Source organism: Rhodococcus sp. OK611, from assembly GCF_003050885.1.
Classification (GTDB): domain Bacteria; phylum Actinomycetota; class Actinomycetes; order Mycobacteriales; family Mycobacteriaceae; genus Rhodococcus_G; species Rhodococcus_G oryzae.
Genome location: NZ_QAOZ01000003.1, coordinates 371,375 through 392,576 on the forward strand (window position 1 = coordinate 371,375; position 21,202 = coordinate 392,576).

The 21,202-nt window shown below is 70.8% G+C and carries 18 protein-coding genes; 5 read left to right on the plus strand and 13 right to left on the minus strand.

Features of this window, described 5'->3' with window-relative positions; genetic code table 11:
• Positions 1-14: 14 nt before the first annotated feature.
• The 6 genes from C8K38_RS05575 to C8K38_RS05600 form a co-directional block, all read right to left on the minus strand.
• Positions 15-869, minus strand: a complete 855-nt coding sequence (locus C8K38_RS05575; protein ID WP_097214126.1) for a dienelactone hydrolase family protein — start codon at positions 867-869, stop codon at positions 15-17.
• Between the two features lie 83 nt (positions 870-952).
• Positions 953-4,261 carry an arabinosyltransferase domain-containing protein gene (locus tag C8K38_RS05580; RefSeq protein WP_097214125.1) on the minus strand — a complete coding sequence of 1,103 codons (3,309 nt, stop codon included), beginning with the start codon at positions 4,259-4,261 and terminating at the stop codon, positions 953-955.
• 171 nt (positions 4,262-4,432) lie between these two features.
• Positions 4,433-7,744, minus strand: a complete 3,312-nt coding sequence (locus C8K38_RS05585; protein ID WP_257017821.1) for an arabinosyltransferase domain-containing protein — start codon at positions 7,742-7,744, stop codon at positions 4,433-4,435.
• A 30-nt stretch (positions 7,745-7,774) separates the two neighbouring features.
• A complete protein-coding gene (locus tag C8K38_RS05590; RefSeq protein ID WP_097214124.1) occupies positions 7,775-9,565 on the minus strand; it encodes a glycosyl transferase in 1,791 nt (596 codons plus the stop codon).
• Between the two features lie 103 nt (positions 9,566-9,668).
• The gene (locus C8K38_RS05595; protein ID WP_097214168.1) at positions 9,669-11,312 is read right to left on the minus strand and encodes a GMC oxidoreductase; all 1,644 of its coding nucleotides are present in this window, start codon (positions 11,310-11,312) and stop codon (positions 9,669-9,671) included.
• A 42-nt stretch (positions 11,313-11,354) separates the two neighbouring features.
• The gene (locus C8K38_RS05600) at positions 11,355-12,161 is read right to left on the minus strand and encodes a TioE family transcriptional regulator (protein WP_097214123.1); all 807 of its coding nucleotides are present in this window, start codon (positions 12,159-12,161) and stop codon (positions 11,355-11,357) included.
• A 27-nt stretch (positions 12,162-12,188) separates the two neighbouring features.
• Here C8K38_RS05600 and C8K38_RS28035 point away from each other — a divergent pair, with 27 nt between their 5' ends.
• Both C8K38_RS28035 and C8K38_RS28040 read left to right on the plus strand, forming a co-directional pair.
• Positions 12,189-12,809, plus strand: a complete 621-nt coding sequence (locus tag C8K38_RS28035; RefSeq protein ID WP_354578476.1) for an erythromycin esterase family protein — start codon at positions 12,189-12,191, stop codon at positions 12,807-12,809.
• Positions 12,809-13,390: an erythromycin esterase family protein gene (locus tag C8K38_RS28040; RefSeq protein ID WP_354578823.1), complete on the plus strand. Its 582-nt coding sequence runs from the start codon at positions 12,809-12,811 to the stop codon at positions 13,388-13,390. Before C8K38_RS28035 ends, C8K38_RS28040 begins: the two co-directional genes overlap by 1 nt.
• Here the strand turns inward: C8K38_RS28040 and C8K38_RS05610 are convergent.
• The 3 genes from C8K38_RS05610 to C8K38_RS05620 all read right to left on the minus strand — a co-directional run bounded on the left by C8K38_RS05610 (position 13,387) and on the right by C8K38_RS05620 (position 15,123).
• Positions 13,387-13,923: a VOC family protein gene (locus tag C8K38_RS05610; RefSeq protein ID WP_097214122.1), complete on the minus strand. Its 537-nt coding sequence runs from the start codon at positions 13,921-13,923 to the stop codon at positions 13,387-13,389. The two genes, C8K38_RS28040 and C8K38_RS05610, sit on opposite strands and share 4 nt — an antisense overlap.
• A 189-nt stretch (positions 13,924-14,112) precedes the next feature.
• Entirely contained in the window at positions 14,113-14,757 is a 645-nt protein-coding gene (locus C8K38_RS05615) for a dihydrofolate reductase family protein (protein ID WP_257017819.1), read from the minus strand.
• 96 nt (positions 14,758-14,853) lie between these two features.
• Positions 14,854-15,123 (minus strand): helix-turn-helix domain-containing protein, encoded by a 270-nt coding sequence (locus C8K38_RS05620; protein ID WP_097214121.1) that lies wholly within the window; start codon positions 15,121-15,123, stop codon positions 14,854-14,856.
• A gap of 52 nt (positions 15,124-15,175) precedes the next feature.
• Between C8K38_RS05620 and map the strand changes: the two genes are divergently transcribed.
• Complete coding sequence (gene map, locus C8K38_RS05625; protein WP_097214120.1) at positions 15,176-15,943, plus strand: type I methionyl aminopeptidase; 768 nt, start codon at positions 15,176-15,178, stop codon at positions 15,941-15,943.
• Between the two features lie 9 nt (positions 15,944-15,952).
• On the opposite strand, the gene C8K38_RS05630 is transcribed toward map, so the two are convergent.
• Entirely contained in the window at positions 15,953-16,768 is an 816-nt protein-coding gene (locus tag C8K38_RS05630; protein WP_218840994.1) for an alpha/beta fold hydrolase, read from the minus strand.
• A gap of 137 nt (positions 16,769-16,905) precedes the next feature.
• Here C8K38_RS05630 and C8K38_RS05635 point away from each other — a divergent pair, with 137 nt between their 5' ends.
• Together C8K38_RS05635 and C8K38_RS05640 are read left to right on the plus strand one after the other, a co-directional pair.
• Positions 16,906-17,892 (plus strand): sigma-70 family RNA polymerase sigma factor, encoded by a 987-nt coding sequence (locus C8K38_RS05635; protein WP_097214119.1) that lies wholly within the window; start codon positions 16,906-16,908, stop codon positions 17,890-17,892.
• On the plus strand, positions 17,889-18,482 hold the full coding sequence (locus C8K38_RS05640) for a TIGR03086 family metal-binding protein (protein ID WP_097214118.1): 594 nt from the start codon (positions 17,889-17,891) through the stop codon (positions 18,480-18,482). The genes C8K38_RS05635 and C8K38_RS05640 overlap by 4 nt, the downstream gene beginning before the upstream one ends.
• Here the strand turns inward: C8K38_RS05640 and C8K38_RS05645 are convergent.
• The 3 genes from C8K38_RS05645 to C8K38_RS05655 form a co-directional block, all read right to left on the minus strand.
• On the minus strand, positions 18,479-19,708 hold the full coding sequence (locus tag C8K38_RS05645; RefSeq protein ID WP_097214117.1) for a serine hydrolase domain-containing protein: 1,230 nt from the start codon (positions 19,706-19,708) through the stop codon (positions 18,479-18,481). The two genes, C8K38_RS05640 and C8K38_RS05645, sit on opposite strands and share 4 nt — an antisense overlap.
• A 56-nt stretch (positions 19,709-19,764) precedes the next feature.
• Positions 19,765-20,448 carry a TetR/AcrR family transcriptional regulator gene (locus tag C8K38_RS05650; protein WP_097214116.1) on the minus strand — a complete coding sequence of 228 codons (684 nt, stop codon included), beginning with the start codon at positions 20,446-20,448 and terminating at the stop codon, positions 19,765-19,767.
• Between the two features lie 131 nt (positions 20,449-20,579).
• Positions 20,580-21,131: a carboxymuconolactone decarboxylase family protein gene (locus C8K38_RS05655; RefSeq protein ID WP_097214115.1), complete on the minus strand. Its 552-nt coding sequence runs from the start codon at positions 21,129-21,131 to the stop codon at positions 20,580-20,582.
• Between the last annotated feature and the right edge of the window lie 71 nt (positions 21,132-21,202).

Below are 21,202 nucleotides of genomic sequence, written 5' to 3' on the forward strand. Positions count from 1 at the left end.
GCCGCCCGCGGGGCTCACGCCGGATCGACAGGTCCGGCGTCGGGGTCCGCGGCCGGCGTCAGCAACCGCGTCCGCATCAGGTCGAGGACCTGGTCGAGCGCGGCGCGGGTGGGCTGACCGGGCTCGTCGATGAGGTGCTCGGTCAGCACCGAATGCGGGGGCAGTAGCCCGTCCGGGTTCGCGGCGCCGCCGTCGATTTCGACGGCCACGAAGGCGTCGCCGAGCTGTTCGCGGAGGAAGTCGAAGCGTTCGGCCGGTGAGAGACGGTCGGAGTCGAAGCGCAGTCCCAGGACGGTCAGCCCGTTCGCGCAGCGCTGCTTCACCCTGGCCAGGTCACCGGGCGAGATGTCGATGGTTCGCCGTCGGCGCGCGGAGACGGCGAGGGGCAGCGAGGGCTGCGACAGGACCGGGGCGACCAGGACGTCGTCAACGGCCATCGCGAGTGCGTAGCCACCGGTGAAGCACATGCCGACCGCGCCGACCCCCGGTCCGCCGCACCGATCGTGCTCGTGGGCCGCCAGCGCCCGCAGCCACGTGATCACCGGCGAGCTGCGCCCGGTCGCCAGGATCGTGAACTCGCGGCTGACACAGACCGGGACCATGGTGGTGACCGTGTCGGCCGCCGTCGCGACCCGTCCGTGGGTGCCCGGATCCGGATCCCGGCCGGGGCGCCCGAAAAGGTGCGGAAGCACTGCCGTGCACCCGATCTCGGCGACGCGGCGGGCGAACTCGAGCACCTTCGGGGTGATGCCAGGGATCTCCGCCATGATGATCACCGCCGGACCGGTGCCGCGGCGGTAGATCGCGCGCGTCGTGCCGTCGTGGGTGAAATGTGCGGCCTCGAAATCGCTCAGGTCGTCGTCCGGCATCTACCGAGTATGCGGCCGCCGACCCTCCGATGCGACGAAGACCGGCTCCCCGTGTGGGGAGCCGGTCTTCGTCGGGCGGGCGACTACTTCTCGTACACGCGCATCATGCCGGGGCTCCAGAAGCCGGAGCGTCGCACCTCGCCGGTGTCGACGACGGCGGCCTCAGCCTGTGGGAAGTACGGCGTGTACCGCTCCAGTGCGCCCCAGTCGCGGCCCCAGTCGTCGACCAGGTAGGTCGGCACCGTGGATGCCTCCGCGAGCATCTCGGTCCAGCCGAGCGGTCCGCCGTTCTCGTGGGACTGCCAGGTGTCGGTGGAGCTGACCGCGAGCGGGCGGTCGGGGAGGATGCGGAACCCGGGGACCTCGGCGACGCCGTACTTGTGGTCGAACGGGCGCTGGCAGGGGAACTGCAGGCCGACCGCCCAGTCGAGCAGCACCGGCTGGGTGGTGCCGATGTAGTCGTTGAGCGACTGCAGCTGCGGTACCCGCGGCGGGGTGAACGCGAGCCACTGATCGCCGGTCAGGTTCGGGTCGTTCGCGACGATCCGGACCACGTCGGTGCCCGCGGGCAGCTCGTCGATCGGCACCCGCAGGTTCCGCCAGGACGGTGCCGGGCCGATGTCCTTGGGCAGGTAGGTGCCGAGCGCGGTGATCGTGCCGTCGGCCTCGCGGTGCCCGGACTCGAGCAGCAGCGACTGACCGTAGGTGACCTCGCCGTCCTTGCTCTCCGACCAGATGCGCCCGGCCGCGGAGATCACGACCAGAGGCGACTGCTCGCTGCGGGCAGGCAGTCCGTACCAGCTGGAGGTCAGGCTGGCCGGCTCCTGGATCCCGGTCTGGTAGCTGCCAAGGACCGGGGTGGTCGCGGGGTTCAGGCCGTACGGCAGCTTGACGTTGCTGCCGTTGACGCCGACCGCCCCGGTGCCGCCCTCGGTGCCGGCGCCCGCGCCGGTGGCGAAGTTCGGGCCGACCGTCTGGCCGTCGGTGTTCGACTGGCCGGGCTTGACCTCGGTGTAGTCCGCGGACAGGTCGGTGGGCACGCCGTTCGGGCTGAACCCGGTCGGATCGCTGCCGCCGAGGGGGTTGTTCGGATTCAGGGGAGGATCCGACGGGTCGATGACCGGCTGCAGTCGGCCGGCGTTCGGATCCGCCTCGGTCAGCACGTCGTCGGCCAGACCGCACGGCGACCCGGTGACGGCGTCGATGTTGGAGCGGGCCAGCGAGTACGCCGGGTACTGGGAGACCGCGCCCTTGGCCAGCGAGAGCACCTCGAACAGCACCATCAGCGCGGCCACCACCGTCAGCGGCACGGCCGCGAACTTCTTGATGCGCCTGCCCTTCTCGCTGGACGCCTTCACCTCGGTGCCGATGAAGTCCTCGCGGAAGTACTGCCATGCGACGACCAGCACGGCGACGACGAACAGCGCGAGCAACGCCGAGTTCAGCTGCCTACCGCCGAGCGAGACGGTCTTGTCGAACCACGGGATGCCGTAGCTGGAGACGTACCACCAGCCGTTGATGCCGGAGAAGGAGAAGGCGAGCACCAGGAGCAGTCCCGCCGCGAACATGGTGCGGTTGCGGCGCGAGCGCAGCGCGGAGGCGGAGACCGCCACCGCGGTGAGCGCGGCCAGCGAACCGGCGATGCCCGCGTACGCACCGAAGTGGTGGGTCCACTTGGTGGGGTTGAACATCATGAAGAAGATGGTTCCGAACACCACGCCGAGCAGGCGCCACGACGGGCCGACCGCCGCGCCAGGGATCTTCTTGCGGCGCAACAGCACGAACAGCGTGGTGAACAGGCAGAGGATCATCACAAGGAACGCGAACCGGCGGGCCACGGAACCGTCGACCGTCTGCACGAACAGGTAGTAGTACCGGAGGAACTCCTCGTACCAGTTCATGTTCGGGCCGATCAGGCTGCGCACCCGGGTGGCCTCGCGGACGCCCGCGAAGGTCTGGTCGGCGAACACCACGACGAGCACCACGGTGCCCGCCGCGAGCAGCGGGGAGATCAGCGGCCAGGCGCCGACCTCGCGGTGCCTGCGGACCAGGATCCGGACCATCGGCCGGGCGCCGGCCAGCAGGGCCGCCACACACATCAGGCCGGTCGGGGCGGCGCCGAGCGAGAACGCGGCGATCAGGATCGCGACCGCGGCGGGCAGCAGCCTGCCGGTGGCGATGGCGCGCTCCACCGAGCACCAGGTCAGCAGCGCGCCGAGGGCCACGATCGGCTCCGGGCGCAGGCCGTTGTTGTAGGCCATCCAGAACGCGAGGAACACCAGCCCGCCGGTCCACACCGCGGCGGAGCTGTGCCGAACCGCGCGGCCGAGGCGGGGGATCACCTCGCGGCTGATGACCAGCCAGCAGAGGATGCCTGCCAGCAGCGCGGGCAGGCGCATCCAGGGGCTGGCCGTGGAGATCTTGGCCATCGCGGCCAGCACCTCGTAGTACCAGCCGAACGGGGCCTCGGGGACACCGAACCAGCGGAAGTAGTTGGCCATGTAGCCGGCGTGCTCCGACACCCGGGCCATCGTGAGCAGGTAGCCGTCGTCCGCGGTGTTCGCGCCGATGAAGTGCCAGACCAGCAGGACGCCGACGACCGCGCCGTCGACCGGCTTGAACCGCCACCAGTGCGACGGGAAGAAGCGCCGGTGGCCGCGGCCGTCGGTGCCGTCGAGACGGGCGAGCGCGACCAGTGAGGAGATGGTCAGCAGGACCGCGAGCACCATCGCCGCGCTCTTGATCAGCGTGGGGGAGGAGGTGAACCGGGAATCGATGTTCGCCGTCAACGAGAGTCCGGCGGGGGCGGGGCCGTCCAGGCTGGTGAAGACGCCGACCACCTGAGGCCGCAGGTCTCCGGTCAGGGTGCCGGTGACCGGGTTGCCGCCGATGGACAGCCCCTCGAAGGTGGCGGTGGTGCTGTTGATGTCGGAGCTGAAGGTGATGGCCGTGCAGCCGCCGGCCTCGACCCGGGCCCGCGGGGCGGATGCGACGACCACGTTGCGGTCGAGCACGTCCACGGTGTCGGCGGTGACCCGCATGAACATCGCGTTGAGCGGGGCGTCCGTGCCCTGCGGCGGGGCGGTGGCCAGCAGCAGGCCGCCCTCACGGGGCAGCTCGCGGACCAGCGCGCACGGCACCGTTGCCTGCAGGTCGATCGGCACCTGGGCCATCAGCGGCGCGTCGACGCTCGCGGCGACCCCCGCCTGCGGCCAGTTCATGGTGGACGTCGTCTGGGTGACCGGCAGGAACGGCGTCGCCAACGCGAACAGCGCACCGAGCAGACCGGTGACGACCGCGATCAGCCGCGCGGTGCGGTACTTCGCTCTGAAGTCGACCGGTGGCGGCGGTGCGGAAATGGCTGGTTCAGGGGCTGTCACGACGTCGGGCACGGTTCACGATGGTAGGCGAGGGTCGGTCGGCGTTCACATCGCTACGGAGAATCTCTGTAATCGGTGATCCACGCCCCCGTGACGCAGCCCTGAACCCCAGCTCAGCGGCCTGGTCGGCCGCTGCGGCGGAGGGATCGGCTGCGATCACGGGGTTCGCGATCGCAGCCGCCGTCACCGCGCCGGGATCGGCCCCGGGTCCCACAGCCCGGAACGGGTCACCGTCGCGGTGTCCACCCGGGCAGGCACCGCGGATTCGTCGAGCGGGGTGAACCGCTCCAGCGAGCCCCAGTCGCGGTCCCAGTCGCGGTCGAGGTAGCTGGGCATCGTCTGCGCGGCGAGCAGCAGGTCGGTCCAGCCGAGAGGTCCGCCGCCGAGGCTGTCCTGCCAGCCGTTGGTGGAGTCGGCGCCGACCCGGTCCGGCAGGATCCGGTACTCGGGCGCCTCCGCGACCCCGTACTCGTGGTCGAACGGCCGCTGGCAGGGGAAGGACAGGCCGACGGACCAGTCCAGCAGCACCGGTGCGCTCGAGCCGACCACCTCGTTCAGCGTCCGCAGCTGCGGCACCCGGGGCGGCGTGACGGCCAGCCACTGCCGCTGGGAGAGGTCGTGGTCGTTCGCGACCAGCCGCACGGCGGTGGCATCGGCTGGGATGTCGGCCATCGGGACCCGGAGGTTCCGCCACGACGGCGACGGGCCGATGTCGATGGGCAGCAGGCTGCCGCGTGCCTCGATCGTCCCGTCGGCTGCGGGGGCGCCGTACTCGACGACGAGGTCCTGGCCGTAGGTGACGACGCCGTCGGCGTCGACGGACCGGATCCGGCCCGCGGCTGTGACCACCAGGATCGGCGCCGCATCGCTCCGCTGCGTCGATGTACCGGCAGAGCCGGTATCCGGCAGCCCGTACCACCCGGAGGTGAGCTTCGCGGTGGACTGCTCGCCGGTCTGGTAGCTGCCGAGGACCGGGGTACGCGCCGGGTCGAGCCCGAACGGCAGCGCCACGGAGCTGCCGTTGATGCCCGTGCTGCCGGTGCCGCCGCCGGTGCCCGACGCGGTGCCGGATGTGGTCGTGGTGGCGTCGCTGTCGATGGTGTTCGCGCCGCCCGCGGCCTTGTTCTCCTCGTCGGCGGTCAGGTCGACGGGGACCCCGTTGGGGGTGAAGCCGGCGTCCGACTCCGCGCCCAGCGGATTGTCCGACGGGCTCACCGGGATGAGCGTGCCTGCGTTCGCGTCGGACTCGACGAGCACGTCGTCGGCCAGCGCGCAGGTGTCGCCCGCGAGTGCCTCGACGTTCGAGCGGGCCACCGAGTACGCCGGATACTGCGCGACCGCGGCCTTGGCCAGGGACAGCACCTCGAAGAGCACCACGAAGGCGGCCGCGAGCGTGAGCGGGGAACCGAGCAGCGCCCGCAGCCCGCGCGGCGGGGCCGCCTGCTCCTCCGGCCGGTACGGGGCCCGCAGGTGCTGCCAGCCCGCCAGCAGCAGCGCCAGCACCGCCAGGCCGAGCAACGCGGTGGAGAAGGCGTTGCCGCCGATGGACGGCGGCTTGTCCCACCACGGCACGCCGTAGCTGGAGACGTACCACCAGCCGTTAGAGCCGGTGAAGGCCAGCGCGAGCAGGAACAGCACGCCCGACGCGAACAGCGTGCGGTTGCGGCGCGAGCGGAGCGTGGCCGCGGCGACCGCGACGGCGGTCAGCGCGGCGATGGAAGCCGCCAGGCCCGCGTACACGCCGAAGTGGTGGGTCCACTTGGTGGGGGTGAACATCATCAGCACCAGCGAGCCGAACACGATGCCGAGGATGCGCCGCGACGGACCGGCGGCGGCGCCCGGGATCTTGCCACCCCGGCGCAGCATGATCATCGCGCAGACGACCAGGCAGAGGATCATCGTGAACACGCCGAACCGGCGGGCCAGCGACCCATCCGGGGAGACGTTCATCAGGGCGTCGTAGCGGTGGTATTCGTCGAACCACTTCACGTTCGGGCCGACCAGGGTGCGGACCCGGGTCGCCTCGAGCACGGTCGCGAGGGTCTGGTCGGCGAAGACCACGGCCAGCACCAGGGTGCCCGCCGCGGCGACCGGCGCGAGCAGCGGCAGCCACCCCACCTGGCGGGCCCGCGTGACCAGGATCGCCGTGATCGGCCGGGCACCGACGATCAGCGCGGCGACGGCGATCACCCCGGTCGGCCCGGCCGCCAGCGAGAACGCCGCGATGAGCACGCCGACCGCGGCGGGCAGCAGCCTGCCGGTGGCGATCGCGCGTTCGATCGAGCACCAGGTCAGCAGCGCGCCGAGCGCGATGATCGGCTCGGGTCGCAGGCCGTTGTTGTAGGGCAGCCAGAACGCGAGGAAGACCAGTCCGGCGGTCCAGATCGCGATCCGGTTGTGGCGCACCGCGTTACCGAGGCGCGGGATCACCTCGCGGCTGATCACCATCCAGCAGAGGATGCCTGCGAGCAGCGCGGGCAGGCGCATCCACGGGCTGGCGGTCGAGATCTTGGCCATTGCGGCCAGCACCTCGTAGTACCAGCCGAACGGGGCCTCGGGGACGCCGAACCAGCGGAAGTAGTTGGCCATGTAGCCGGCCTGTTCCGACACCCTGGCCATGTTCAGCAGGTAACCGTCGTCGGAGGTGTTCGCGCCGATGAAGTGCCACAGCGCCAGGGTGCCGACCACCAGACCGTCGACGCCGGTGAACCGCAACCAGTGCCGGGGCAGGAAGCGGCGCGCCGCGCGGCCGTCGGTGTTGTCGAGGCGGTGCAGCGCGATCAGCGCGATCAGCGTGGCCAGCGTCCCGACGACGATCGCGAGCAGCTTGAACACCGTGGGGCTGGAGGAGAACCGCGAATCGATGTCCGCGCGGACCTCGAGGCCGGCGGGGGCGGTGCCCCCTGTGCCGTTTGCGGCGGCGCCCTTGAGGTCGCTGAAGATGCCGACCATCTGCGGGCGCAGGTCGCCTGCGACGTCGACGCTCAGCGGCTCGCCGGCGTCGTCGGTCAGCCCGGCGAAGGTGGCGGTGGTGTGCGCGGCGTCCGAGAACACGGTGATCGCCGAGCACTTCGCGGCGACGTCGGCCAGCGGTGCCGAGAGCAGCACGCTGTTGCGCAGGATCACCTGCACCTCGCGGCCGGTCTCGCTCGCGGGATCGCCCGCGACCTTGACGGTGAGGCCGTCGAGCTCGGCGTCCGCCGCCTGCTTCGGGGCGGTGGAGAGCAGGACCTGCCCGTCGGGCGGTAGCTGCGTCGCCACCGCGCACGGGATGTGCGCGCTGAGGCTGAGCGGTTCGTAGCTGACCAGCGGCGCGGACACGCTGGTCAGTGCGCCGTTCTGCGGCCAGGACACGCTCGCGGTGGTCTGCTTGACCGGCAGCAGCGGGGTGAGGACGGCCAGCAGCAGCCCGGCCAGACCCGCGACAACCGCGATCAGGCGGGCGGTGCGCAGGGAGGTGCGGTCGGCTGGCGTGGATTCAGGCGCGTCGGACACAAGGTCCGATCGTATGGGACGGCGCCCGGGTCAGTGACCCGCGGCGACCAGGGCGCGCACATCCCACACCCAGACGTCGTCGGCGGCATGGCCGCTGTCCCGGAGCAGCTCGCTCACCGTCTCGCGGAGCACCTGACGGTTCTTTCCCGGCGGGAGCACTAGCACGTCGGCCCGCCAGAACCTCAGGTCCGCGACCGCCTGCGCGCGCAGTTCGTCGGTGATCGTCGGCGCCGCGCCGGTCTTGTCCACCTGGGCCAGCAACAGCGCCGTCGGCCGATCGTCCGGGCCGTACTTGGCCTTCTTGGCGGCGCCGGCCGGTCCGACGAAGTAACCGCCCGCGAGCGGGAAGCCGAAATCGGCCTTGGCCTGCCAGGACAGCGCGCGCGCGTCCTCGGGCCTTGGCAGCGGGACCGTCACGACGGAGCCGTCGTCGACGTATCCGCGCCAGGTCCCGTCGGCGAAGAACTCGGGAGCGGGTTTGCGGTCGACCGCGGGGAGCGGCATCGGGGTCAGCGGCAGCAGTGCGAGCACCAGACAGATGCACCAGGGCACCAGCGTCGCCCGCTCGCGGACGGCCCGGTCCGTCGCCATCGCCAGCAGCAGCGCGATGGCGGGGACCGCTCCCATCGCGAACCTGGTCTCGAGCACCGATTCGAGCAGCGGGACGTGCTCGAACCAGGCCCACGGCAGGGTGATCCCGGTCTTGTTCCGCCCGACGGTCAGCTCGGACCCGAGCGAGAGCACGCCCATCGCGAGCGTCGTCACCGTCGCCGCCCGCGCGAGCGGTGAGCGCCACAACCAGGCCGACGCCGCGGCGACGAGGGCCAGCAGGGGCCAGCCGAAGTAGGCGTTCTCCTCGGTGGCGCCGATCGAGACGTCCTGCCCGGGGTTGGTGCGCCCGCCGAGCGACTGCTCCGGGAACTGCAGCAGCGCCTTGAGATCGTTGCCCATCGCCCCGTGGTCGATGACCCGGTAGCTCTGCGGCCCGAAGAACTGCCACCACAACGGGATCGCGGTGATCGCCAGCGCGATCGCCGCCGCGAACAGCAGCGGCCGCCACGCGGACCGCACCGCGGCGCCTGCGAGCCGCGGCCGAAAGGCGAAGTACGCCACCGTGAACACGGCGAAGGACATGGCGCAGATGAGCAGCGGTTCCTCGCCGAGCAGGATCTGCGCCGCGACCAGCAGTCCGAGCGCGATCGTGGTCCGGACGCCCGCACCGCGGCTGAGCCGGATCACGCAGCCGAGGATCAGCGGCAGCAGCGCCAGCGCCACGAAGTTCGGGTGACCGTTGGCGTGCGAGATCATCCCAGGGGCGAACCCGCAGAACAGCCCGCCGACGGCCGCCGCGGCCCGCGACCGCACCGCGAACCGGGACAGCAGCCAGTACCAGGCGAAGGCGGTCCCTGCCAGGCCCGCGGTCAGCACCAGCGTCCAGGTCGCGGTCGGGCCGAACAGCAGCGTGACGGGCGCGAGCGGGATGCTGACGCCGAACATGGCCGTGTTGGCCATCAGGTTCACGCCATCCGGGTAGTTCTGCAGGAGCGTGCCCAGGGGGTTCTCCAGCCGGGTGACCGAGTGCGCCGCGACCGCGAAGAACCACTCCCACATCCGCTGGTCCTGGCCGCTGCCGGTCAGGTAGCCGACGGTGGGGGAGCGCCACTGGCGACCGAGCACCACCATCGCGAGCGCGGTGAACCCGAGCGCGGCGGCCACGTCCGGCCCGGCCCGGTGTCCCCGCAGGCGCCCGACGACGGCGCGCGCGGACCTCGGTGTGGTCGAGGTCCTCGCGGGATCCGCCAGCATCGGTGCCTGGGGCATTGCACGTTCCTGTCCGTCGGCGGGCCGACGGATTGCCGAGCCCTTGGCCCCGGCCACCGTACTCACCGGCCCCTGTGAGGTTCCTGTCGGCGGTCGGCCGGGCTCAGGACCGGGCAGCCACGAAGCGGTCCATGCAGCGCTCCGCCACCGCGGTGATCGTCAGCGCCGGGTTGACCATCGCGGAGGACCCCGGCAGCAGGGCGCCGTCGACGACGAACAGGTTGGAGTAGCCGTCGACCTGGCCCTCGTGGCTGCACGCCCGGCCCATCACCATGCCGCCGAGGCCGTGCCACGTGCACCCGGAGCCGAAGTCGCTGAGCCGGGTGTAGATCGGGATCCCGGTGGCGGGCGAACCGAACCGGGTCTCGGTCCGCTCGTGGAAACGGCCTGCGAAGTTCCGCCCGCGCGCGTCCACGTTGCTGTTCGACTCGCCGAACGGGTAGTTCAGTTCCGCTCGCCCGGTCGCCGGGTTGTAGTCGATCGAGCCGCGTTCGTCCGAGATGACCTGGATCAGGTTCGCCATGTTCGAGCCGCCCGCGATGTCCGGGAACGGCGACGCCTCCCAGGACATCGAGATCGGGCCGTCCGGATTGTCGTCGTCGTACATCACCGCGACGCCGGGGCCGCCCTGCTTGGCGCCGCAGTCCCGGCGCAGGAGTCCGCGGGCGATCAGGAAGTCGCCGTTGTTGCCGTATCCCTTGCCGACGTGGTCGTTCAGCCGGGTCAGCGAGCCCTTCGCCTTGGCGGTCGCGAGCAGCGCGGAGGTGTAGTACGAGCCGGCCGCCATGAACACGTAGTCGGCCACGAGCGTCTGGTGTTCACGCACCGCGCCGGACTCGTCGATCCGCTTGACCACGACCTCGAACCGGTCCTGCCCGGAGATCTCCCGGATCTCGATGACCTCGTGCAGCGGGAGGATCGTCACGTTCCCGGTGGCCTCGGCCTCGGGCAGGTAGTTGCGGTCGACGCTGTTCTTGGCGCCGGAGTTGCTGCCGTACGGGCCCTCACCGATCGAGTACGACGCGGGGGTGCGGCCGGCGAGCTCCGCGCGGACGACGTCCCAGTCGACGCAGAAGTCGTGCAGGACGGGCTCGCCGCCGAAATCCTCGATGTAGTCCAGCCAGGCTCGCGCACCCCGGTAGGCGGGGTTCGCGAGGAGGTCCGCCGGGAGGGGCGAGGTGCCGAGCATCTTCTTGGCGCGCGGGTAGTACGTCCGGTCGAGCTCGTCGTAGTCGATCTGGGCGGGGAAGACCGTGGCGAAATCCTTGCGCCGGGGCTGCGGCGTGAACGCGCCGAACGCGAGCGAGCCGCCGCCGACCCCGACGCCGTAGATGGCGTCGATTCCGTTGCCGTACACCCGGTCGATGAGGCCCGGGTACCGGGCGATGGACTGCAGCCGCGTCAGCTGGTTGATCGGCGGGTGGTCGGCGAACCACGCGGATCGGCCGTCGGGTTCGTTGATCGTGCAGAAGGTGGTGCCGTCCGGGTTGACCGGCCAGCGCCTGCCGCGCTCGAGGACCGTGGTCCGGACGCCGGCCTGGCCGAGCCTCAGCGCCGCGACCGCGCCACCGAATCCGCTGCCGACCACCACGGCGGTCTTGCCGCTCAACGCCGTTGGGGAGGCGCCCGCTCGCGCGGCGGTGAGGGGCCCGAGGGCCGCGCCCGCGGCCAGCGCGCCGACGCTCAAGGCGGCGCCGCGCAGGAGGGACCGGCGGTTCGGGTTGGGTTGCGGTGCTCGCTCGTCGATGGTCACGTCGGCAACCTACGCGGCCGCTGCGCAATCGAATAGTTAAACAATAAATTGGGAGCGCGTCGGATGGCCGCGACGGTGCTCGGTCGGAGGCTGGTGCCGCGCGCCGGATGCCGTGACCGGCTCTGGCAGGGCGCGGTCGAGCGATTCCACGTAGCGGCCGAGCTCGCCGGCCGCGTCGAGCATGGCGAGACCCTGGGCGGTGAGCCGTCGTTGCCAGTCGTCCAGCGCGGCGGCCACAGCGTCTGTGCCGCCGGCGCTTCGGACCTGCTGGACCACGGCGGCGATGCGGTCCAGCGGATAGCCCCCTCGCCGGAGGAGATGGGCGAGGTCGGCGTCGCGGACGTCGATCGCGCGGTAGCGGCGGTACCCGGTGGCCGCGTCGCGTGCCGGGGCGAGGATGCCGGAATCCTCCCAATTGCGAAGCGTCGCAGGGGTGACGCGGAGGTGGTGCGCGAGTTCGCCGATGGTTCTTGTTTCGGTGCCGTCCGATGGGTCCGTGGCGGGACCGGAATCGGCTGTCAGGTGACGCACCGCCTTCCTGACGGCCTCGAGGGTGTCCCGGTCGCGGAGGGACTGGCTGTGGCCGCGGTCGATGATCATCAGGAAGTCGTCGAGTTCGCCATCGTGGAGTGCGTTCATGATCTGTCCGCTTGCCGCATGGCCGTACGCCGGGAGGAGTGCGAGGTAGGCGCGCAGCGCCGCCGCATGCACCTCGGTGTAGACCCGGTAGCCACTGGGCGTGCGGTCGGCGGGTGGGATGAAGCCGTCCCGCTCGTAGTTGCGGACCGCCTGGGTCGAAATGCCGTGCTCGCGCGCGAGGTCGGATGGTCGCAGGTTGATCATCGATTTGAGACTTTACCGGGTATCTCGGTGGCTGATGCTTCACAAGTCTCGACGGATCTTTCAACGATACGATTGAGACACATGAGCCAGGACATCAGAGACTTCGTACCCGCATCATGTGACATTCTCGCGCTCGGAGAGCCGACGCATCTGGAACCCGCGTTCGCGCGGGTCCGCAACGAACTGTTCGCGCAACTGGTCGACCGCGGCTTCCGGTCGATCGCCCTGGAGACCGATCGCGTGGCAGCGCTCACCGTGAACGACTTCGTGCAGGAGGGGGTCGGGAGCCTTGATCTGGCGATGAGCGAGGGCTTCTCGCACGGCCTCGGGGACCTGGAGGCCAACCGGGAACTGGTTGGCTGGATGCGCGACTACAACGAGAACAGGCCGCCGACAGAGCGATTGGCCTTTCACGGCGTGGACGCCTCGACGGAGAACACCAGCGCACCCAGCCCGCGACGCTACCTCGAACACGCCCGCGACTATCTGGGGCTCGACCTCGACATCGCGGGCCTCTGTGGCGATGACGAACGCTGGAGCCGCGCCGAAGCGGTGATGGACTCGGCCGCGTCGATCGGCGCCACGGCCGAGGCCGAACGGCTGCGGACGACCTGCTCACCACGCTCTACGTACGGGCGCCGGAACTGATCGCGACCACATCGCGCGCCGAATGGCACAGGGCCGAAACGTATCTCACGGCAGGCCTCGGCCTGCTCCGCTACCACAGGCAGGCGGCGCAGCGCATCGACGAGAGCGAGCGGATATCGCTCCTGCTGGGCACCCGCGACGCGCTCATGGCCCGAAACCTCCTCGACATCCGAAGCATCGAGGATCGGCGGGGAGCGACGCTGGTCTTCGCGCACAACAGCCACCTGCAGGAGCGCCCGAGCACCATGCGGATGGGGGAGATGGACCTCGAGTGGTTCAGCGTCGGCGCCATCGTCGGGTCACTGGTGGGCGACCGGTACGCCTTCATCGCGGGCAGCCTCGGCCGCAGCGACGCGATCGGGCTCGGCGACCCGGAACCGGACACCTACGAAGGCTTCCTCCAGGCCCGGGTCGCCACCTGGGGTCTGACGCCCGCCGCCGAGGTCGCCGCCGGTCGCACCCGCACCGACAACACGCCGGCACAGGGCTACTTCCCGCTCGACCGGGCGACCCTCGACACGGTCGGTGCGATCCTGTACATCAGCTCCGGCGCAACGGCGCTCACGCACGCTCCCGGCTAGGCCTCGCCGGGGGCAGGCGGCGAGAGGGTGCGCATCGCCTCGCAGATCGTGGCGTGGATCCTCGACTCCTCGGCGAGGGCGTCGGGATCCCATGTCGGTTCGGGTGCGCCCTCGATCGCCGGGCCGAACAGCCACCACACGTTGTGCCAGGGGTCGACGAACCGGGCGAGGGAGCTGTCGCCGTAGAACGGCGTGGTCGATGTGATCACCCGGGAGCCTCGGTCGCCGGCGCGCCGGAGTACCTCGTCGCAGTCGGCGACGTTCACCTGGAGCAGCGCGGGGGTGAACGCCCAGTCCGGCTTGGAGTCGACGACCATCAGGCAGGAGTCGCCGATCCGGACCTCCGCGTGGATCAGCAACCCGTCGGTGTCCACCGCGTGCGCTTCCTCGGTTTCTCGGCCGTCGAGCACCTCGGTGAGGAACCGGATGAACGCCCGGGCGCCGCCACGGCCCTTCACCGCCGCGAAGGCGTTCAGGCTGCCGTAGCCATTGTGCAGGTCGGAATTGGATCGGATCAGCGCTCTCGTGGTCATGCCTGCGAGGCTGTCATCGAATGCGGTCAGCGGCTGTCCGCGGTTTGCACCGCCGGTAGTCAGGATCGGGCAGCCTGAGAGGGACCAGCATGCAGGGGCGGGTGACCAGGACACCCGGGTCGTGTCGACCCGGGTGACCCTAGCTGGTCGGTGATCGGACTGTTTCTTATCCGTGAGCGGTTCCCCGGGTCATTTCCGCCAGAACAGGTGGTGGGCCACACCACTCGGGCTGGGCACGATCTCGAGGTGGAACCGGTCGCGCAGTTCTTCCGGTGACTCCCAGAGCCGGAGCCCGGATCCGAACGTTATCGGGGAGACCGCCACGTGCATGGTGTCGACGAGGTCGGCGTCGAGGAACTGCTTGATGGCGGTGACTCCGCCGCCGAGTCGGACGTCCTTGCCCTGCGCTGCCTCGCGAGCCTGCTCGAGGATCGTGGCCGGGTCGCCGTCGACGAAATGGAACGTCGTGTCGGAGAGCGTGAACGAGGGCCGCTTGTGGTGGGTCATGACGAACACCGGGGTGTGGAACGGTGGCTCCTCGCCCCACCACCCGCGCCATTCGTGATCCTCCCAAGGGCCGCGCTGGGGGCCGAACTTGTTGCGTCCCATGATCTCGGCGCCGATGTTGCGGGCGAAGTCCCGTGTGAAGTAGTCGTCGAGGCCGCGGCTGCCGCCGGGGTCGGTGCGGGTGGGCCAGCTGGCCGTGGCGCCGCCCCACGCGAACATGGCACCGGGGTCGAGGCCGAACGGGCTCTCGAAGCTCTGGTTTTCCCCGGCGCCGATTCCGTCACTCGAAACATTGAAGTTCTGGACCCGCAGTAGCTGCTGACTCACTCTGTGCTCCCACTCTCGATGATGGTGATCAAAGTAGAGACTCCCCGAGGCGCACAAACTCATCGGAAGGCTGACCGGCATCCCAGGAACGGCAGGCTACGAGGCCGCCTCGCGCCGCGAAGGCGGATCGGCCAGGGCTTCGGCGACCAGGTCCAGCGACAGGCCGAGAACCTGGGCGAGGGCGGCGACGGTGAAGAACGCGGGCGTCGCGATCCGTCCGGTCTCGATCTTGCGCAGCGTCTCCACGGAGATGCCGGCGTCCAGCGCGACCTCGACCATGCTGGCCTCGCCGCGGGCCCCGCGCAGCAGCTCGCCGAGCCGCCTGCCCCGTTCGAGTTCCTCCGCCGTCAGCGGCACGCGCACCATGATGCCTATAGTAATACCGGTATAGTTATTCGTAACCGGAGGTGGAGTGGGAATGGTCGAGATAAAGACCGAGGATGAGGTGCGTTCGATGCGGGCGGCCGGACGGGTGGTGGCGCAGGCCCTCGCGGCGGCGCGTGCCACGGCAGCGGTCGGGGTGAGCCTGCGCGACCTCGACGCGGCCGCCGCGGCGGTGATCCGAGAGGCGGGCGCCACCCCGGCCTTCCTCGACTACCACCCCGCCTGGGCACCGTCGCCGTTCCCCGGCGTGGTGTGCGCCAGCGTCAACGACGCGATCGTGCACGGCATCCCGACGGACCAACGGCTCGCCGACGGAGACCTGGTGAGCCTGGATTGCGGGGCCTATCTCGACGGGTGGTGCGGTGACTCGGCGATCAGCTTCGTGGTCGGCGAGGCCGATCCCGAGGACCTGAGCCTGATCGCGGACACCGAGGCGGCGCTCGCGCGGGGCATCGAGGCCGCGCGGGTGGGGAACCGGATCGGTGACATCGCCGACGCCATCGGCGCCTTCGCCAGGAGCAGGGGGCGTGGGGTCCTCGCCGATCACGGCGGCCACGGCATCGGCCGCGCCATGCACGAGGACCCCGACGTGCCCAACGAGGGACGGCGCGGCCGGGGGATGAAGCTGCGCGCGGGCCTGGTGCTCGCGCTCGAGCCGATGCTCATCGGCGGCGGCACCGACGACTACCGGCACGACCCGGACGGCTGGACGCTGCGCACCCTCGACGGCACCCGCGCGGCGCACAGCGAACACACCATCGCCATCACCCCGGACGGGCCGCTGATCCTCACCGCCGCCTGAGGGCCGCGATCACGAGGCCGCCGTCAGGTGATCGAGCAGCACCGGCGCGAGGGTCTCGGGCGGGACGTCGTGGAAGCCGCCGTCGAGCGTGTGGTGCCGGGCGCCGGGGATCATCTCCGCGACACCGCGGGCGGGCAGCTGCAGCGAGGGCGGGCTGGCGGCGCTCGCCAGCGTCAGTGTCGGAGCCGAGATCCCGGCGAACCGGCCGGCGGTCAGGGGCCGCACCGTGATGGCGCCGTCGTAGCCGAGGGTATGCGCCAGCGATTCCATCCCGGCCCACATCGGCGACTGCCTGGTCTGCGCGACCGCCTCCCGCGGCAGCCCGACCGCCGCGGTCATGAAGTACTCGACGGCCTCCCCGCGGCGGTCCTCGGCCGCGAAGGTGGCCAGCCGGTCCAGGTAGTCGTCGGGGAGCTGTGGGCCGCCCTCGATCTGAAAGGGCGGTTCGAAGATCGCCACCGAGGTGACGGGCAACCCGGCGGCGGCAGCGTCGAGGGCCAGGATCGCACCGGACGAGAGGCCGAACAGGCCCGCGGACCCGCCGACGTCCTTGATCAGCGCCGCGAGATCCTCGATCTCGCGTTCGACCGCGTACGGCGCGGTGTCGCCGCTGTCGCCGCGGCCGCGCCGGTCATACGCGATCGCGGTTGACCCCGGTGCCAGCGCGGCGGCCAGGGCGGCCGCGGTCCCGCGGTCGTTGAAGGCGCCTCCCACGATGATGATCGGCGGGCCGTCGCCGGACCGCTCGTACGCAATGACGGTGCCGTCCCGTGAAATCGCCTTGTACACGGGGTTCTGCTGCGGTGTTTCGGACGTCTCGGACATGGGCTTCCCTCGCTCCTCGGATCGTGTTCCTCTGTACTGACCGAACGTGGCACGAAAATTCATCGCGCGAGACCGATGAGTTTTCACCGCGCGGCTGGTCTGTACTCGGGAAGGCATTCGACGAAGGGTGGGAAGCGATGACAGAGGGCGCGGTTCAGGAGGACTTTGCTCCGCTGGCGGAGCCGTATCGGCGGGAGTTGTTGGCGCACTGTTACCGGATGTCCGGTTCGGTGCACGACGCCGAGGATCTGGTGCAGGAGGTGTACCTGAAGGCGTGGCGCGCCTACGAGAAGTTCGAGGGTCGCTCCTCGCTGCGTACCTGGCTGTACCGGATCGCGACAACCACCTGCCTGACCGCGCTGGAGAGCAAGGGCAAGCGCCCGCTGCCCACCGGCCTCGGCGCGCCGAGCTCGGATCCCGCAGGCGAACTCGTCGAGCAGGGCGAGGTGCCCTGGCTCGAGCCGATCCCGGATGCCCTCCTCGGCACCGCCGCGAGCGACCCGGCTGTGGTCGCGACCTCCCGCGAGAGCATCCGGCTGGCGTTGATCGCCGCCCTGCAGTTCCTGCCGCCGAAGCAGCGGGCGGTGCTGATCCTGCGCGAGGTGCTGGCCTGGCCTGCCGCGGAGGTCGCGGAACTGCTCGGCATCAGCACGGCGGCCGTGAACAGCGCCCTGCAGCGCGCCCGCGCGCAGATCGATCAGGCCTCGCCCGCCGAGGACGCCGTCGTGGAGCCGGTCGCGCCGGATCAGCGCGAGCTGCTCGACAAGTACATGGCCGCCTTCGAGACGTACGACATGGCCGCGCTCAAGGAGCTGTTCACCCAGGACGCCGTCTGGGAGATGCCGCCCTTCGTCGGCTGGTACCAGGGCCCCGATGCGATCCGCACCCTCATCGAGAACAACTGCCCCGCAAATGGTCCCGGGGACATGAAGCTGATCCCCACGGTGTCGAACGGGCAGCCCGCGTTCGCGATGTACATGCGCGAACCCGACGGCGGGTACTCCGCCTTCCAGCTGCAGGTGGTCTCGCTCGGGCCGTCGGGGATCGGTCATGTGACGGTGTTCTTCGACGTGTCGCTGTTCGGCAAGTTCGGGCTGCCCGAGACGCTGCCGGTCGGGTCATGACGGGCGCCGCGGTCGCGTGGCCGCTGGCCGACCCGGTCGCGTTGCTGGAGCGTTCGATCGCCTACACGTTGGGCAGCCTGCAGCTCGTGACGGAGGAGTCGATGGACCGGGCCACGCCCTGTCGCGGGTGGGACCTCCGACAGCTGTTGGCGCACATGAACGATGCCCTCGGCACTCTGCAGGAGGCCGCCCTGGACCGGCACATCGCGCTGGCACCCGCCGCGGCCGCGCCCGATCCCGAGTCCGATCCCGTTGCGGCGCTGTGTGATCGCGCCTGCCGACTGCTCGGTGCGTGGGCTCGTTCGGGTGATCCGGAGGGGATCCAGATCGGCGGCGTCTCGATGGCCGCGGGCATCGTGCCCGCCGCCGGTGCGCTGGAGATCGCCGTGCACGGGTGGGACGTCGCAAGGGCGTGCGGGCGCAACCGGCCGATCCCGCCGGACCTCGCCGAGGAACTGCGCACCTGTGCAACGCTTTTCGTCAGTGATGCGGACCGGCCGGCGCGCTTCGCCGCCCCCGTCGAGTTGTCGGCGGGGGCGGGGCCGGGGGAGCGGCTGCTGGCCTTCCTCGGCCGCGACTCGCGCGCCTAGGCGCCGGCAATCGCCCGCAACACCTCGAAGGTCTCCTGCTCGTCCTGCTCGGTGCCGTGGTCGCTGAGCTTGACGATGACTGTGCCGGTGGCCGGGTCGACGTAGGTGTACTGGCCGTAGACACCGAGCGCGGACAGGTCCGGGCTGTCTGGGGTGGGGTGCCACCACTGCGCGGAGTAGCCCCACGGCGAGCTCGAGACCTGGTGCGGGGCAGGGGCGCTGATGCGTTCGATCCAGGCGGGCGGGACCACCTGGGTGTCGCCCGCGCGCCCGCCATCGAGGACGAGCTGGCCGATCTTGGCGTAGTCGCGGGCGGTCGCGTTGAGGCAGCAGAACGCCTTCTCCTGGCCGCCGTCCCGGTCGAGGTTCCAGGTGGCGCCGTCCTCGGCGCCGATCGGGGCCCACAGGTTCCGCTCGAGCAGCTCGGTCAGCGGTCTCCCCTCGACCCGGGCCAGCACCTGTCCCAGGAGCTGGGTCTCGACGCTCCGGTAGTCGCCCTCGCTGCCGGGGCTGTAAGTGAGCTCGCGGTGGTCGGCGACGAACTCGTCGAGGTCCTGGGTCAGGTACATCCGGGCCGTGCCGGTCAGCGGCCAGTACGGGTTGTAGTTCTCGGACACATCGACGCCCGCGGTCATGTCCAGCAGGTGACGCACCGTCACGGTGTCGTACTCCCCGCCGGTGGCGAGCTCCGGCAGGACGTCGACCAGCCGGTCGTCCTCGCTGAGCTTGCCCGCGTCGATGGCCTGACCGATCATCAGTGAGACGACGGACTTGGCCATCGACCACGAGGCCAGCGGTGTCGTGGCCTCGACGCCGTCGCGGTACCACTCGTGGGTGAGTGCGCCGTCCCGCAGCACCAGGAAGGCGTTGGTGTGGGTGGTCTCGAGGAACTGCGCGACTGGGATCTGCTCGCCCCGCCACGGCACCGTGTCCGGCAGCGGAATCGAGTTCGACTGCAGCGGAGCGGGATCCGGCGAGGCCGCCACCGCGCGAGATGGATACAGCTCGCCCTGCTTCGACGGGGCATCGGTCAGCAGCCGGGCCAGGGTCGGCGGCGCGGGGATCTCGAGCGCCGCGGCGGCCGCATAGGTAGCCGCCACCAGCGTCGCGGCGGCCACCGGGACGACGATCGCGGCCGTACGCAGCCGGGAGCGCTTGCGAGGCGGCTCGGCGACGGTGGGCTCGGCGACGGTGGTGGGCTCGGTGGTGGTGCTTGGCTCGGTCATGCGTGGGTGATCCTCGATATCGGGGTGGGTGGGTCTTTGGCGCCGTGCGGGCCGGGTCAGTCCGTGCGCACGCGGGCGGACGCGGTGTCGGCCTTGGCGTCGAGCGCGGTCCAGAAGGCCTCGATCATGGTGGCGAGTACCAGATCCGGGCCCATCTCGGCCAGGGCAGACGCGTGTGCGGCGATCGCGGGGTAGCGCGCCGGGTCCGCGCCGACGTACTCGTGGGTCCAGGCGCGTTCGTCGCCCGCGCGCAGCTTGTCCGGCAGCAGCGCGTGGCCGGCCTGCATCCCCGCGTAGGAAAGCACGGCCTCGGCCATCATCCGTTGGTAGCGGACCACATCCGCCGGCTCCAGCCCCAGCTCGCCGAGCGCGGCGAGCATCATCTCGACCAGGGCGAACTCGCCAGGGCCGCGGGTCGTGCGCGGGGCCACGGCGGCGCCGACATGGGGATGCTCGGTGAACACCGCGACCACGGCGCCGGCGAGGTGTTCCATCCGCTCCTTCGGGCCGAGCCCGGCGGGGACGCGATCGTGCGCCATCGTCAATAGACGGTCGCCGACGGCTCGCAGGAGCGCGTCCTTGTCGGAGAAGTGCCGCCAGACCGCCGACCGGTCCACGCCGAGCTCCTCGCCGAGGGCACGTCCGGTCAGTCCGTCGGGGCGGCCCCGCGCGGCGATCCGCACGGCGGCGTCCACGATCACCTCCGGCGTCAGTCGCGTGCGCGAACTCTCCTCGGCCATCCCTGTATCCCTCCCGCCGTGAGTCCTTCTGGTCCGCCCTGGGGTCAGAAGAACTCACGGGCCGACTGTCATCGTCGTTGTCATCAATGATGACAACGCTGATGTGGCGGTGGGGGCAAACGGCGAAAGTGCTACGCGGCGCCCTCCCAGGCGAACGGTGCGAACGGCGGGTCAAGCGGCGCCTCGGTCATCCGATTGGCGAAGGTGGACAGCGTGTAGGTGCCGACCCCCAGTACGACCTCGAGGGCGTTGCGGCGCGTGAAGCCGTGGTCGAGGAACGCCTGCATCTGCGCCTCATCGACCCCGCCCGCGGCGTCCAGGACCTCGAGCGTGAACCTGCGGATGGCCTCGAGTCGCGGGTCGGAGAGCGGCTGCCGGGAGCGGAGGTCCTGGACCAGCTGCTCCGGCGCCGCGGCACGGGTGAGGGAGGCGGTGTGCAGGGCGACGCAGACGTGACACTCGTTGCGCGTCGCGATGGTCAGGACCAGCACCTCGCGTTCGAGTTCGGTGAGCGTGCTGCGCTCGAACAGGGCGTTCGACCGGGTGAAGGCCTGCAGTAGCTCCGGCGATTCCGACATGAGCGCCACGGGGGCGGGCAGGAACCCGAACTTCCCCTCGATGGTCGCCATGGTCGGGCGGGCGGCGCCGGGGGCGGTCTGGGCTGTGTGGTGGGTGAAGGGCATCTGGCGTCCTCTCTGCGGTAATATCGTCAACGTGGTTGTCCATATAGTAAACATGGTTGTCTATATCCGGC